The 13,725-nt window shown below is 67.4% G+C and carries 11 protein-coding genes and 2 riboswitches; of the genes, 6 read left to right on the top strand and 5 right to left on the bottom strand.

Annotation, left to right across the window (positions count from 1 at the left end):
• Nucleotides 1-206: 206 nt before the first annotated feature.
• The 4 genes from V3B25_RS05775 to V3B25_RS05760 all read right to left on the bottom strand — a co-directional run bounded on the left by V3B25_RS05775 (nucleotide 207) and on the right by V3B25_RS05760 (nucleotide 8,463).
• On the bottom strand, nucleotides 207-3,272 hold the full coding sequence (locus V3B25_RS05775; RefSeq protein ID WP_329810290.1) for an efflux RND transporter permease subunit: 3,066 nt from the start codon (nucleotides 3,270-3,272) through the stop codon (nucleotides 207-209).
• Complete coding sequence (locus V3B25_RS05770; protein WP_329810289.1) at nucleotides 3,269-6,346, bottom strand: multidrug efflux RND transporter permease subunit; 3,078 nt, start codon at nucleotides 6,344-6,346, stop codon at nucleotides 3,269-3,271. Before V3B25_RS05770 ends, V3B25_RS05775 begins: the two co-directional genes overlap by 4 nt.
• Entirely contained in the window at nucleotides 6,343-7,509 is a 1,167-nt protein-coding gene (locus V3B25_RS05765; protein ID WP_329810288.1) for an MdtA/MuxA family multidrug efflux RND transporter periplasmic adaptor subunit, read from the bottom strand. Before V3B25_RS05765 ends, V3B25_RS05770 begins: the two co-directional genes overlap by 4 nt.
• Nucleotides 7,510-7,845: 336 nt before the next feature.
• Nucleotides 7,846-8,463 carry a trimeric intracellular cation channel family protein gene (locus V3B25_RS05760; RefSeq protein ID WP_005411215.1) on the bottom strand — a complete coding sequence of 206 codons (618 nt, stop codon included), beginning with the start codon at nucleotides 8,461-8,463 and terminating at the stop codon, nucleotides 7,846-7,848.
• Between the two features lie 84 nt (nucleotides 8,464-8,547).
• Nucleotides 8,548-8,651, bottom strand: a riboswitch (glycine riboswitch).
• A 13-nt stretch (nucleotides 8,652-8,664) separates the two neighbouring features.
• A riboswitch (glycine riboswitch) is annotated at nucleotides 8,665-8,754 on the bottom strand.
• Nucleotides 8,755-8,794: 40 nt separating this feature from the next.
• Here V3B25_RS05760 and V3B25_RS05755 point away from each other — a divergent pair.
• The 4 genes from V3B25_RS05755 (at nucleotide 8,795) to V3B25_RS05740 (ending at nucleotide 10,507) form a co-directional block, all read left to right on the top strand.
• On the top strand, nucleotides 8,795-9,061 hold the full coding sequence (locus V3B25_RS05755; protein ID WP_005419660.1) for a GIY-YIG nuclease family protein: 267 nt from the start codon (nucleotides 8,795-8,797) through the stop codon (nucleotides 9,059-9,061).
• 73 nt (nucleotides 9,062-9,134) lie between these two features.
• Nucleotides 9,135-9,548 (top strand): hypothetical protein, encoded by a 414-nt coding sequence (locus V3B25_RS05750; RefSeq protein WP_071227871.1) that lies wholly within the window; start codon nucleotides 9,135-9,137, stop codon nucleotides 9,546-9,548.
• A 68-nt stretch (nucleotides 9,549-9,616) separates the two neighbouring features.
• Nucleotides 9,617-10,048 carry a nuclear transport factor 2 family protein gene (locus V3B25_RS05745; RefSeq protein ID WP_132810854.1) on the top strand — a complete coding sequence of 144 codons (432 nt, stop codon included), beginning with the start codon at nucleotides 9,617-9,619 and terminating at the stop codon, nucleotides 10,046-10,048.
• A 3-nt stretch (nucleotides 10,049-10,051) separates the two neighbouring features.
• Nucleotides 10,052-10,507, top strand: a complete 456-nt coding sequence (locus V3B25_RS05740) for a hypothetical protein (protein WP_132810853.1) — start codon at nucleotides 10,052-10,054, stop codon at nucleotides 10,505-10,507.
• Between the two features lie 91 nt (nucleotides 10,508-10,598).
• On the opposite strand, the gene V3B25_RS05735 is transcribed toward V3B25_RS05740, so the two are convergent.
• Complete coding sequence (locus V3B25_RS05735; RefSeq protein ID WP_071227868.1) at nucleotides 10,599-11,879, bottom strand: NAD(P)/FAD-dependent oxidoreductase; 1,281 nt, start codon at nucleotides 11,877-11,879, stop codon at nucleotides 10,599-10,601.
• A 123-nt stretch (nucleotides 11,880-12,002) separates the two neighbouring features.
• On the opposite strand from V3B25_RS05735, the gene V3B25_RS05730 reads away from it, so the two are divergent.
• Nucleotides 12,003-12,782: an NYN domain-containing protein gene (locus V3B25_RS05730; protein ID WP_010481148.1), complete on the top strand. Its 780-nt coding sequence runs from the start codon at nucleotides 12,003-12,005 to the stop codon at nucleotides 12,780-12,782.
• Between the two features lie 144 nt (nucleotides 12,783-12,926).
• Nucleotides 12,927-13,547 carry a glutathione S-transferase gene (locus V3B25_RS05725; protein WP_107433218.1) on the top strand — a complete coding sequence of 207 codons (621 nt, stop codon included), beginning with the start codon at nucleotides 12,927-12,929 and terminating at the stop codon, nucleotides 13,545-13,547.
• Nucleotides 13,548-13,725: the final 178 nt, after the last annotated feature.

The following is a 13,725-nucleotide window of genomic DNA, read 5'->3' as shown; positions in this document are numbered from 1 at the left end:
TCTCCCCCCTCTCCCACCTTCCCGCCCGCCCCCCCCCCCCCCACCCCCCCCCCCCCCCCCCCCCCCCCCCCCCCTCGACTCTACTCAATGTCCGCCCTAGATCCACGCCACGCGTGGATACCGCTCTTCTGTAGCGCCGAGCCATGATCGACTTGCGCGAGAAGCGCGTTGGTTCCCTGCAAAGAGCAGTCGAGCATGTCTCCACGCTACATGGCCTTCTTCGCGCGCAACCTCGCCAAGGCCAGATACATCGCCGGGGTCGTGTACAGCGTCAACCACTGGCTGACCAGCAAGCCGCCGACAATCGCAATGCCCAGCGGTTGCCGCAGCTCCCAGCCTTCGCCGTTGGCCAGCATCAGCGGCAGCGTGCCCAGCAGCGCTGCCAGCGAGGTCATCAGGATCGGCCGCAGGCGCAACCGTGCGGCTTCCATCACTGAATCCTGCGCGCTCAGCCCGCGCCGCTCGCCGGCCAGCGCGAAGTCCACCAGCAGGATGGTGTTCTTCATCACCACACCGACCAGCAGGAACAGGCCGAGCAGGGCGATCAGGTTCAGTTCGTTGCCGAACAGCCACAGCGCCAGCAGCGCGCCGACACCGGCCGAAGGCAGGGTGGACAGGATCACCAGCGGCTGCAGGAAGCTCTCGTAGAGGATGCCCAGCACCAGGTAGACCGCCAGCGTGGCGCCCAGCACCAGCCATAGCTGGCGCGCGCGCAGCTGATCCAGGCCGCCGGCTTCACCGGACAGTTTTCCCTGGACCGAACGTGGCAGCATCAGTTTCGACATCGCACCATCGATCGCCTGCGTGGCCTGTTCCAATCCTACGCCCGGTGCCAGTGCGAACTCGATCCAGATCGAGGCGAACTGCTCGCTGTGGTACACCCGGTCCGGTGCCATGCCATAGCGCCAGCTGGCGATGCTCGACAGCGGAATGCGCTGGCCGTTGCCATCGATCACCTGCAGGCGTGACAGCGTGCCCGGGTCCTGGGTGTGCTTCGGGTCCAGCTCCATCACCACGCGGTACTGGTTGAGGCTGTCGTACAGCGTGGCGACCTGGCGCTGGCTGAAGGAGTTGTTGAGCATGTTGGCCACCGTGCGCAGGTCGACGCCGTGGCGCGCGGCTGCTTCGCGGTCGATATCCAGCACCACCTGGCGCATGCCCGCTTCACCCTGTGCTTCCACGTCCACCAATTCGGGCAGGCCACGCAGCGCGGCCGCCACCTTCGGCGCCCATTCGCGCAGTGGTGCTGTATCGGCCGACAGCAGCTGGAACTCGTACTTGCCGCTGCTGCCGGCGCCCTCCAGGCGGATGTCCTGGTCGACCCACAGATAGAGATTGCCGCCGGGCAGCTTGGGCAGCCGCGCGCGCAGGCGGTCGATCACTTGTTGGCTGGACACCTTGCGCTCGGCCAGCGGCTTCATCTTGATCATGATGAAGGCGTTGTTGACCCCGTTGCTGCCACCGATGTAGCCGATGATGTCCTCGATGGCCGGATCGGACAGCAACAGCTTCCTGTACGCATCGATCTTCGGTTGCATGGCCTGGAAGGACAGGCCGTCATCGCCGCGCGCGAAGCCACGCAGCTGCGCGGTGTCCTGCTTGGGCACGATGCCCTTGGGCACCTGTTGGAACAACCAGGCGTTGAGGGCGATCACGGCCACGAACGCCAGCAGCGGCCAGCGCAACCGGCGCAGGCTGGCCTGCAGGGTGCGCAGGTAGGCGCCGCGCAGGCGCTCGAACAGTGCGTTGCTGCCGCGCTGCCAACGCGAGGGTTGCTGTGCGGCATCCACGAACAATCGTGCGCACAGCATCGGCACCAGGCTCAGCGCGACCAGCACAGAGACCGTCATGGCCGCCACCAGGGTCAACGAGAATTCGCGAAACAGGCGTTCGACGAAGTCGTCCAGGAACAGGATGGAGACGAACACCACGGCCAGTGCAACGTTCATCGACAGCAGCGTGGCACCCACTTCCGATGCACCCCGTACTGCCGCCTGCCAGCGGTCGGCGCCCAGTTCGCGATGGCGGGCGATGTTCTCCAGCACGACGATGGCATCGTCCACCACCAGCACGGCGGCGACAATCAACGCCATCAGCGAGAGCGTGTTGAGCGAGAAGCCCATCAGCGCGATCAGCGCCAGCGTGCCGAACAGCACCACCGGAATCGTCACGCTGGGCACCAGCGCTGCATGCCAGTGGCCGAGGAAGCCGAGCACCACCAGCACCACCAGCACGATCGCCAGCACCAGCGTGAGCTCTGCTTCGTGCAGGGTGGCGCGGATCACCGGCGAGCGGTCCATCACCAGCCGCATGTCCACGCCGGAGGGCAACAGCGCATGCAGTTGCGGTAGCTGCGCCTGGATGGCATCAACGGTGGCGATGATGTTGGCGCCGGGTTGGCGGCTGACGATCAGCAGCACGGCCGGGCGTTCGTTGTGGAAGCCGCTGGCATAGCGGTCTTCCACGCCATCGGCAACGGCGGCGACGTCACCCAGCCGCAGCGTGCGGTCGTCGCTGACCTTCAGAGCCAGTTCGCGGTACTGCGCGGCCTGGCGCAACTGCAGCGGCGCTTCCAGTTGCCACTGCTGGCGGTCATCGCCCACCGCGCCCAACGGGCGCACCGCATTGGCACGGGCGATGACCTGGGCCACGTCTTCCAGCGCCAGCCCGGCGTGGTTCAGTGCGTTTGGATCCAGCGAGACACGCACCGCCGGCAAGGCACTGCCGCCCACCTGCACTTCGCCCACACCTGGTACCTGCGACAGCTTCTGTGCCAGCACGGTGGAGGCCAGGTCATACAGCTGGCCTGGCGAACGCGTGTCTGAAGTCAATGCCAGTGCCAGAATCGGTGCCTGCGAAGGATTCACCTTGCGGTACTGCGGCATGCCCGGCATGCCACTGGGCAGCTGGCCGCGTGCGAGGTTGATCGCGGCCTGCACTTCACGTGCGGCCTCATCGATATCACGGCCGAGCACGAACTTCAGTTCGATCTGGGTCTGGCCCTGGGTGCTGGCCGAATCGATGCGCGAGATGCCGGGCAGGCTGCCCAGCGCACGCTCCAACGGCGTGGCCACGGTGGCGGCCATTGATTCGGGCGAGGCGCCGGGCAGGCTGGCGCTGACTTCGATGGCCGGGTAATCGACCTGTGGCAGCGGCGCCACCGGCAACAGGCGCAATGCCAGCAGGCCGGCCAGCACCAGCGCCACCGCCAGCAGGATCGTCGCTACCGGGCGCTGCACGCAGGCCTGCGCCAGGCGCGCGATGGGGGTCACGCGCTCGCCTCGTCAACGGCCACCGGGGACGTCGCACGGCCACGCTGCAGGCGATCAAAGGCCAGGTAGATCACCGGCGTGGTGAACAGGGTCAGTACCTGGCTGACCAGCAGCCCCCCCACCATCACCCAGCCCAGTGGCTGCCGCAGCTCGGCGCCGGAACCGCTGGCCAGCATCAGCGGCACTGCGCCGAACAGCGCAGCCAGCGTGGTCATCAGGATCGGCCGGAAGCGCAGCAGCGCGGCCTGATGGATCGCCTCGCGCGGTGACATGCCGCGTGTGCGCTGCGCGTCCAGCGCGAAGTCGATCATCATGATCGCGTTCTTCTTCACCAGGCCGATCAGCAGCACGATGCCGATCACCGCGATCAGGTCCAGGCTGCGTCCGCTTACCCACAGTGCCGCCAACGCACCGACGGTGGCCGAGGGCAGGGTGGAGAGGATGGTGATGGGGTGGATGAAGCTCTCGTAAAGCACGCCCAGCACGATGTACATCACCACCACCGCGGCCAGGATCAGCCACAGTGTGGACGACAGCGAGCTGCTGAAGGCCGCTGCGGCACCCTGCAGGCGAAGTTCGATGCTCTGCGGCAGGTTCACCTGTGCGCGCGCGGCGTGCACAGCCTCCACCGCTTCGCCCAGTGATGCGCCCGGGGCAAGGTTGAACGACAGCGTGGCCGCCGGGAACTGGCCCACGTGATTGCGCAGCAGTGCGGACGGACCCACCTCTACACGCGCTACCGAACCCAGCGGTACGGTCTGTCCGGCGCTGTTGCGCACGCGCAGGCCGGTGATGGCTTCCGGTCCCGGCTGGCGCGCCGGATCGTCCTCCAGCACCACCCGGTACTGGCTGGCCTGGGTGAAGATGGTCGAAATCTGGCGCTGCCCATAGGCGTCGTACAGCGCATCGGCTACTGCTTCCACGCTTACGCCCAGGCGCGCCGCCGCATCGCGGTCGATCGCTACGCGTGCCTGCCGACCCTGAATCTGCAGATCGCTGGCGACATCGCGCAGTGCCGGTTGCTGGCGTAGCGCCTGCAGCAGCTTCGGGGTCCAGCGTTCCAGTGTTTCGAGATCCGGCGTGGTCAGGGTGAACTGGTACTGGGTGCGGCTGATGCGGTCTTCGATGCCCAGCTCCTGCACCGGCTGCAGGTACAGGGTGATGCCGGGGATCCTCGACACGCGCTGTTGCAGGCGCGCCATCACCACGGCGGCGCCGTCGCGGTCGCCGTGCGGTTTCAACTCGATCAGCAGGCGGCCGGTATTGAGCGTGGCGTTGTTGCCGTCCACGCCGATGTAGGACGAGACGCTGGCCACCGCCTCGTCGGCTTCGATGGCCGCCGCCAGCGCCTGCTGGCGCTCGCGCATGGCCTGGAACGAGATCGCCTGCGGCGCTTCGCTGATGCCCTGCACCAGGCCGGCATCCTGCACCGGGAAGAAACCCTTGGGCACGGCGAAGTACAGCGCCACGGTCAGTGCGAGGGTGGCAACGGTGGCCAGCAACATCAGCGGCTGGCGCTGCAGCACCCAGCGCAGCTGGCGGTCGTAGAGGCCGATGACGCGGTCGAAGACATCGGGCGCATGTGCAGTCTTCGCGTGCGGCTTCAGGAACCGCGCGCACAGCATCGGCGTCAGCGTCAGCGAGACCACCAGCGAAATGCCGATGGCTACAGCCAGTGTCACTGCGAACTCATGGAACAGTGCACCCACCAGGTCGGCCATGAACAGCAGCGGGATCAGCACCGCGATCAGCGAAACAGTCAGCGACACCAGGGTGAAGCCGATCTCGGTTGCGCCTTTCAGCGCTGCATCGCGGGGGCTTTCACCTTCCTCCAAATGGCGGGCGATGTTCTCCAGCATCACGATGGCGTCGTCCACCACGAAGCCGGTGGCGATGGTCAGCGCCATCAGGGTGAGGTTGTTGAGCGAATAGCCGGCCAGCAGCATCACCGCGAAGGTGCCGATGAGCGACAGCGGCACCGCGACGCTGGGAATGAGCGTGGCCGGCAGATTGCGCAGGAACACCCAGGTGACCAGCACCACCAGGCCGATGGCCAGTACCAGTTCTTTCTGCACGCCGCGCACCGACGCGCGGATCGATTCGGTGCGGTCGCTCAGTACATTCATCTGCACGCCGGCGGGCAGCGTGGCCTGCAGCTGCGGCAGCAGCGTACGCACCTGCTCGACCACGGCGATCACGTTGGCGCCGGGCTGGCGCTGGATGTTCACCAGCACTGCCGGCGTGGTACCGCTCCACGCAGCCAACTGGCGGTTCTCGGCGCCATCGGTAATGGTGGCTACATCGCCCAGCCGCAGCGGCGCGCCGTCGCGCCAGGCCAGTACCAGGGCGCGGTACTCATCCACGCTGCGCATCTGATCGTTGGCATCGAGCATCACCGCGCGGATCGGGCCATCGAAGCTGCCCTTGGGCAGGTTGACGTTGGCGGCGGCGATGGCGGTGCGGATGTGGTCCATGCCCAGGTTGTTGGCGGCCAGCGCCGCTGGATTGACCTGGATGCGCACCGCCGGGCGCTGGCCCCCGGCCAGGCTGACCAGGCCGACGCCGGGCAACTGCGCCAGGCGCTGGGCGATGCGCGTATCCACCAGATCGTGCACCTGCGGCAGCGACAGGCCTTGCGAGGTCACCGCCAAGGTCAGGATGGGGGTGTCGGCCGGGTTGACCTTGCGGTACACCGGCGGCACCGGCAGGTCCCCGGGCAGGAAGCTGCCCGCCGCGTTGATGGCGGCCTGCACGTCCTGCTCGGCCACACCCAGCGACACCTCCAGCCCGAACTGCAGGGTAATGACCGAGGCGCCACCGGAACTGGTCGACGACAGTTGTTTCAGGCCGGGAATCTGCCCGAGCTGGCGCTCCAGCGGTGCCGTGATGGTGCGTGTGGTCAGTTCCGGGCTGGCGCCGGGGTACAACGTGGTGATCTGGATGATCGGGTAATCGACCTGCGGCAGTGCCGCTACTGGCAGCAGGCGATAGGCCAGTACGCCGGACAGCAGCAGCGCCACCATCAGGAGTGTCGTTGCAACCGGGCGCAGGATGAACGGGCGCGAGAGGTTCATGCGCCGGCCCTGGTCGCGGCCTCCTCGGTGATGATCTCCACCGCCGTGCCGTCCTCCAGCCCGTCGATGCCTTCGATCACCACCTTGTCCCCTGCGGCCAGCCCGGAGCGCACGGCCACGCGTCCATCATCGGCCGGACCGAGCACCACGGTGCGGCGCTGTGCCTTGCTGTCCTTGTCGACGATATGCACGTAGTTGCCCTGGCTGCCGAACTGCACGGCGGCATCGGGAATCAGCAGCGCGGGCTGCTTGCCCAGCTGCAGGCGGACGTTGACGAACTGGTTGGGGAACAGCGCCAGATCGTGGTTGTCGAAGTGCGCACGCAGTTTCAACGTGCCGGTGGTGGTATCGATGCGGTTGTCGACGCTGGACAGCGAGCCGCGGGCCAGCTGCCGGCGTTCTTCGCGGTCCCAGGTTTCCACCGCCAGTGCCGGTTGCGCCTGCACGGCATCGAGCAGCGCAGGCAGCTCGGGTTCGGGCACGGTGAACAGCACGCTGATCGGCGCGGTCTGCGCCAGCGTCACCAGGCCTTCGGCATCGCTGGCGCGCACCAGGTTGCCCACGTCCAACCGGCGCAGCCCGACGCGGCCACTGACCGGCGCGGTGATGCGGGTGTACTGCAGCTGCAGGCGCGCTTCATCAACGGACGCCTGATCGCTGAGGCGGCGGCCCTGCAGCTGGCGCACCTTGCTCTGCTGGTCGCTCAGTTCCTGCCCGGACACGTAGTTCTGCTTCTGCAGTTCGCGGTAGCGCTGCAGCTGGCGCTCGGCGTTTTCCAGCTCGGCCAGATTCTGCTGCTGGGTACCCTGCGCCTGTGCCAGCTTCACTTCATACGGGCGCGGGTCGATCTGCGCCAGCAGATCGCCGGCCTTCACCTGCTGGCCTTCCTGGAAATGCAGCCGTAGCAGTTCGCCATCCACGCGGCTGCGTACCACCACGCTGTGCAGCGGGGTGACCGTACCGACCGCCTTCAGGCGCAGCACCAGCGGCTCGGCGCTGGCGCGTGCCACGCGTACCGGCACCGTCTTGCCCGGCGCATCGTCGCTGCTGCCGGCGCCGTTCCGGGGCCACAGCCACCACGCCAGAACGGCGACGAGGGCGATGGCCAGCACCGCCCACAACAGGCGGGCACGACGGAAGCGGGAATTTTCGGCGACAGACATGGGGCATCCTGCGCCCTGCGCGCGCAGGGACATGCGGGCCCGTCGGCGCGTTCACGGCACCACGGGCAGCGGGGAGGGAGTTGTCTGGCGGGGCCGCGGGCGCGGCGTGGCTGGATGCCGTCGCGGCAGCGACGGGGTGACAATGGTAGCCAATCACCCCGGCCAATGCCGCATGACCATGGTCATGCAACGCATTCGGTAGTGCCGGCCGCTGGCCGGCAACCTGCCGGAATCTGCGGGGGGGTTGCGGGTTTGGGGGCCGCTGGCCGGCAACCTGCCGGAATCTGCGGGCGTGTGCCGTGTTGCCGGCCAGCGGCCGGCACTACCGTCAAACAATCAATGCACTTCGTCGTGGTACACGAACTTCGGCATTTCCCAGCGGTAGTGGATCGCCAGCAGGCGCAGCGCGAAGCCGCCGCCGAGGCAGCACAGGATCGCGGTGGCGTCGGCCACGCCCCAGTGCAGCAGCAACAGGTAGGCCGCGCCGGTCAGCAGCGCGATGATCGCGTACAGCTCCTTCTGGAAGATCAGCGGCACCTCGTTGCAGAGAATGTCGCGCAGCACGCCGCCGAAGGCGCCGGTCAGCATGCCGGCGATCAGCACGATCGGCATGGCATGGCCGGCCTCGCGCGCGATCGAACATCCGATCAGGGTGAAGGCGATCAGGCCCAGGCCATCGAGCACCAGGAAGGTGCGGCGGAAGTGGTGCATCCAGCGCGCCACCCAGGTGGCGATCAGCGCCGCGCACACGGTGAAGCCCAGGTACTCGGGATGCTTCACCCAGCCCAGCGGGTAGTGGCCGAGCAGGATGTCGCGCAGCGAACCGCCCCCGAGGGCGGTGACGCAGGCGATCATGACCACCCCGAACAGGTCCATGCGGCGACGGCCGGCGGACAGCGCGCCGGTCATCGCTTCGGCGGAAATGGCGATCAGGTAGATGATGGACAGCAGCATGGGACAGGCTCCGGGCGCGGTGGGGCCGGCCATGCGCGACTACCGCCACTGCCTGCGCAATGACGGGATGACGATGACCGGTGCCGCTCCCGCTGTCCTTTTGCCTGAGAGTTCAGCGGCGTTGGCCGCGTGCCCCTTCGGCGGATCGTCCCGGGCGTGCCCGGTGACCTCTCTCCAGCTCGGCGAGTCGAATGCATGGTTGGTGGGATTCCAGCCCACCGGCCTGAGCGATCATGGGAGCCTGCGCCTTCGGCGGGCGCCAGCGCGGCGCCTCTCTCCTGCATTCGGGCGCCAGTATATCCGCTGCAGTGCAGCACGGCATAATCCGGGCATGGCCCCGTCCCTCCGCCCGTGGTTCCTGTACCTGCTCGAATGCCGGGATGGCAGCTATTACGCCGGCATCAGCACCGACGTGGACGCGCGCTTCGCCGCCCACCAGGCCGGCAAGGGCGCCCGCTATACCCGCGCCCGGCCGCCGCTGCGCGTGCTGGCCGTGCGCGAGTACCCGGACCGGGCCGCCGCCTCGCGGGCCGAGTGGCAGCTCAAGCAGCAGCCGCGCGAACGCAAGCTGGCCTGGCTGCAGGCGCCGGTCCTGTAGATCCACGCCATGCGTGGATGGTGTGCTGGGCCATGCCATCATCGCCACATCCATCGACACAGGAAGCGGTCCGATGAAATCCTGCTGGATGCTGATGTTGACGTTCTGTATCACCCTGTCGGCCTGCGCCCAGACTCCGCCACCGCTGCAGCACGGGCAGATCGGCAGCGCCGCCGAACTGGCCGCACAGCGCGGCCCGGACACGCCCGAGCCCATCCACCTGCGCCGCGACCAGGTGCCGCCCGATCTGGTCGACCTGATCCCGCTGGCCGAAAAATGGGGCATCGGCGATGACCTGCTGCGCGATGAGATGCAGGAACATGCCACCGACGCGGAAAAGCGCGCGATAGCTGATGCGCTGAAGCATCGGCATGCGCGCATCTCCGCCTGGCTCGACAGTTTCCCGCAGGGCCAGCCGATGACCGACGAAGCGGCCGCGTTCCTGTACATGCAGCTGAGCGTCGACGAAATGGGCCTGATGCAGTAGATCCACGCCATGCGTGGATGCGGCTTGCCCATGCCATGATCGCCCCGCGCCCAGAGCTGGAGACCCGGATGTCCACGATTGCCCTGCTGTTCGCTCTTTCCGCAGCAACGAGCCCTGCCGCCGACCCGGCCACCATCGCGGCCATCGAAGCCACCTGCCACGATTACGTCGACGGCCAGCTGGAGGCCGACCCGCAGCGCGTCGCCCGCTCCCTGCACCCGGACCTGGCCAAGCGCGCGGTGCTCGGCGATACACCCGACGAACGCCTGGGCCTGCGCCGCATGTCGAAGGAAGAGCTGGTCGCGTTGACGAAGCAGGGCGCGCTGAAGACCCCGAAGGATCAATGGGACCGCCGCTGCACGGTGCTGGACGTGACCGGCAACGCCGCCTCGGTGCGGCTGGAAACCCCGTGGTTCGTCGACTACTTCCACATGGGCCGCTTCGACCAGCGCTGGGTCATCGTCAACGCACTGTGGTACGCGAAACCAAAGGCGCAGTGAGCGATGGGTGCGGCGGGGAAAGCGTGGCTGTCAGTCATCGTGGTGGTCGCCGGCATCGCACTGCTGCCTGGCCTGTTGTACCTGCTCGGACTGGCGCTGGTGGAAGGCCGGCCGAAGCCGGCGGACCGCGTGCCCAGTGGTGTGGCTGCGTGCAGTAGTGAACCACGGGCGGGATACCAGCCGATGAACCCCTGGCGCTTCGCCGCGCAGTTCTTCGACAAGGACGTGATGCAGAAGAAGGTGCCTGAAGTGGAGCGGGAGGCTTACTGGATTGCCCGACGCCACCTGTGGCGGCAGCCTCGGCACTGCATGCCGCGCTGGCATCTGAGCAGCACCGCATTGACGATCTGGATCACCCGGCATTGGAGTGCCGCACAGATTGCCGACACCGCGAGGAAGGAGGATTTCTGCCGCACCTGGTCGAAACGGCGGGTGCCAGGTGGCCCGATGAACCGGTAGATCCACGCCATGCGTGGATGGTGTTGACGGGGTCAGAGCCCTTTCCTGCGGAAAGGGATCCGACCGCGCAGCAGCCGGCCAGCGGCCGGCACTACCGTCGGGGTCGCCGGTCTTCCTGATCATCACCGAAGATGATGCGCGCGCTGCGCTGGTAGCTCCAGTACGCCACGGCCCAGTTCAGCAGCACCACGATGCGGTTGCGGAAGCCGATCAGGAAGAACACGTGTGCGGCCAGCCAGAACCACCAGGCGAGGACGCCCGAGAGTTGCAGCCTGCCCAGGTGCACGATGGCGGCCATGCGGCCGATGGTGGCCAGGTTGCCGAAGTCGGCGTACTTGAACGGCCCCGGTGCTGCCTTGCCATGCAGACGCGCGCGGATCACCTCGGCCACGTACTTGCCCATCTGCTTGGCGGCGGGCGCGACGCCGGGCACCGGCTTGCCATTGGCCTGGTTCAGTGCGGCCAGGTCACCGGCCACGAACAGCTCGGGGTGCCCAGGCAGGGTGAGGTCGGGTTGCACCTGCACGCGTCCAGCGCGGTCCAGTGGCACCTCCAGCGTGCGCGCCAGCGGTGAAGCGGCCACGCCGGCGGCCCACACCACGGTGCGGGCCGGTACGAACTGATCGCCGAGCTTGAAACCCTGGCTGTCGATGTCGCTCACCGGGGTACCGGTCAGCACCTCCACACCCAGTTTTTCCAGTTGCCGCCGTGCCTTCAGCGAAAGCACTTCCGGGAACGAAGACAACACGCGCGGGCCGGCTTCGACCAGCCGCACCTTGGCGCTGGCCGGATCGATATGGCGGAACTCGTTGCGCAGCGTATGCCGCGCGATTTCGGCCAAGGTACCGGCCAGTTCAACACCGGTGGGGCCGCCGCCGACCACGGCAAAGCTCAACCACGCCGCTTTCTTCGCCGGGTCCGGCTCGGCCTCGGCGCGCTCGAACGCCAGCAGCAGCTTGCGGCGCAGTGCGATGGCATCGTCCAGCGTCTTCAGCCCGGGCGCATCATCGGCCCATTGGTCGTTGCCGAAGTAGGCGTGGGTGGCGCCGGTAGCCAGCAGCAGGCTGTCGTAGTCCAGCGTGCTGCCATCGGCCATGCGGATCTGCCGGGCCTGCTTGTCGATGGTCACCACTTCGCCGAGGCGGACTTCCACATTGCGCTGGTGGCCGAGGATGTGGCGCAGCGGCGCGGCGATGTCCGGTGCGGACAGGCCGGCGGTGGCCACCTGGTACAGCAGTGGCTGGAACAGATGGTGGTTGCGGCGGTCGACCAGGGTGATGCGTATGCGCTCGCGGGCCAGGGCACGGGTGGCCCAGAGACCGGCAAAACCGCCGCCGACAACAACCAGGTGGGGAACGCGCTCGCGACTCATCGACTCACTCCAGTGGGGGCATTGGGGGAAGCGCCTGGCATCTTCGCACGATGGCGCCCTGTCACGTCAGCGCCCGCGTGGATCGGCGATACTCGGGTTCAGGCAACCGCCCGCGAGGAGTCCATGAGCGAACCGGAAAAGCGCATCGCCCTGTTGATCGACGCCGACAACGCGCCGGCCTCGAAGATCGACGAGGTCCTGGCCGAAGTCGCCCGCTACGGCGTGGCCAACGTGCGCCGCGCCTATGGCAACTGGAAGAGCCCGCGGTTGAAGGGTTGGGAGGCCGTGCTGCACGAATATGCGATCCGCCCGATCCAGCAGTTCGCCTACAGCAAGGGCAAGAATGCCTCGGACATGGCGATGGTGATCGATGCCATGGACCTGCTGTACGCGCGCAATCTCGATGGCTTCGCCATCGTGTCCAGCGATGCCGATTTCACCCCGATGGTGATGCGCCTGCTGACCGATGGCGTGAAGGTGTATGGCTTCGGCGAGAAGAAAACCCCGGAGCCGTTCGTCAACGCCTGCTCGAAGTTCACCTATCTGGAAGCGCTGGGCCAGACCCATGCCAGCGTGCCGGATACCGAACAGGCGTCCAGCGAACAGGCATCGAACGAGCCTGTTGCCAACGACGATGCCCGGCCACGCAAGAGCGGTGCGGAAATGCGCAGCGATACGCGGCTGGTGAAGATGCTGCGCCGTGCGGTGTCCTCGGCCGAGGGCGAGGATGGCTGGTCGCACCTTGGCCCGGTCGGCAGCCAGATCGGCAACCAGGCCTCGTTCGACCCGCGCAACTACGGCTATGGCAAGCTCAGCGATCTGCTGGCAGCGATCGGCCTGTTCGAGCTTAAGAAGGATGGCAAGTCCTCCTACGTGCGCGCGCTGCCAAAAAAGAACCGGTAATGCCGGCCGCTGGCCGGAAAGGAACCGGTAGTGCCGGCCGCTGGCCGGCAAGCCCCAGATGCCAGATCCCGCATCCGGCACGCACATCTCCACTCCGATCAGGCGTATCGTTGCCGCTCGCATTGCCAGCAAGGAAAAACCCGCATGTTGAAGATCTGGGGCCGCCGCAATTCCAGCAACGTCCGCAAGGTGCTGTGGTGCGCCGAGGAAATCGGCCTGCCGTACGAATCCATCGAGGTTGGTGGCAGCCATGGCGGCACGCAGACGCCGGAGTACCTGGCGATGAATCCCAACAGCCTGGTGCCGGTGATCGAAGACCATGGCCTGCCGCTGTGGGAATCGAATGCCATCGTGCGCTATCTGAGTGCGCGCTACGCGCTGGGCACGCTGTACGCCGAAGACCCGATGAAACGTGCCCAGGCCGAGAAGTGGATGGACTGGAGCACCTCGCGGATGGCGCCGCTGTACACCGACCTGATCTGGGGCATCATGCGCACCGCCCCAGCTGACCGCGACGAAGCGCGCATCAATGCCGCCATCGTGCGTGCCGGTGACTACCTGGCGATGGCCGATGCCACGTTGTCCAGACAGCCGTGGCTGTCGGGCGAGACGTTCGCGATGGGTGACATCCCGCTGGGCTCGCTGATCTATGCCTGGTTCGAACTGCCCATCCAGCGCCCGGAACTGCCGCACCTGGCCGACTGGTACGCCCGCCTGCGCGAGCGGCCGGCCTACCAGCGCGGCGTGATGTCGCCGCTGACCTGAGGGGTAGCGCCGGGCCATGCCCGGCGAGCGTGGTATGCGGAGGACCGCCGGGCATGGCCCGGTCGCGCCGGGCCCGCCCCGGCGCGCGGTGTGGGCGCCCCCCCGCGGGGCCGGCCCCGCCGCTACCGTTCGTCTGCCTCAATACAGATCCGTCGGGTCCATACGGACCGACGGTAGA

Origin of the sequence: Stenotrophomonas sp. SMYL8 (assembly GCF_036320065.1) — a bacterium.
Taxonomy (GTDB): domain Bacteria; phylum Pseudomonadota; class Gammaproteobacteria; order Xanthomonadales; family Xanthomonadaceae; genus Stenotrophomonas; species Stenotrophomonas maltophilia_A.
The sequence above is the reverse complement of the archived record's forward strand: the minus strand, read 5'-3'. Positions and strand labels throughout refer to the sequence as shown.

Bases quoted from the DNA above. Each gene is read 5' to 3' on its own strand.
- V3B25_RS05750 (WP_071227871.1), top strand. From the start codon at position 9,135: ATGAAATCCTGCTGGATGCTGATGTTGACGTTCTGTATCACCCTGTCG.
- V3B25_RS05730 (WP_010481148.1), top strand. From the start codon at position 12,003: ATGAGCGAACCGGAAAAGCGCATCGCCCTGTTGATCGACGCCGACAAC.
- V3B25_RS05765 (WP_329810288.1), bottom strand. From the start codon at position 7,509: ATGTCTGTCGCCGAAAATTCCCGCTTCCGTCGTGCCCGCCTGTTGTGG.
- V3B25_RS05740 (WP_132810853.1), top strand. From the start codon at position 10,052: ATGGGTGCGGCGGGGAAAGCGTGGCTGTCAGTCATCGTGGTGGTCGCC.
- V3B25_RS05725 (WP_107433218.1), top strand. From the start codon at position 12,927: ATGTTGAAGATCTGGGGCCGCCGCAATTCCAGCAACGTCCGCAAGGTG.
- V3B25_RS05760 (WP_005411215.1), bottom strand. From the start codon at position 8,463: ATGCTGCTGTCCATCATCTACCTGATCGCCATTTCCGCCGAAGCGATG.
- V3B25_RS05755 (WP_005419660.1), top strand. From the start codon at position 8,795: ATGGCCCCGTCCCTCCGCCCGTGGTTCCTGTACCTGCTCGAATGCCGG.
- V3B25_RS05735 (WP_071227868.1), bottom strand. From the start codon at position 11,879: ATGAGTCGCGAGCGCGTTCCCCACCTGGTTGTTGTCGGCGGCGGTTTT.
- V3B25_RS05745 (WP_132810854.1), top strand. From the start codon at position 9,617: ATGTCCACGATTGCCCTGCTGTTCGCTCTTTCCGCAGCAACGAGCCCT.
- V3B25_RS05770 (WP_329810289.1), bottom strand. From the start codon at position 6,346: ATGAACCTCTCGCGCCCGTTCATCCTGCGCCCGGTTGCAACGACACTC.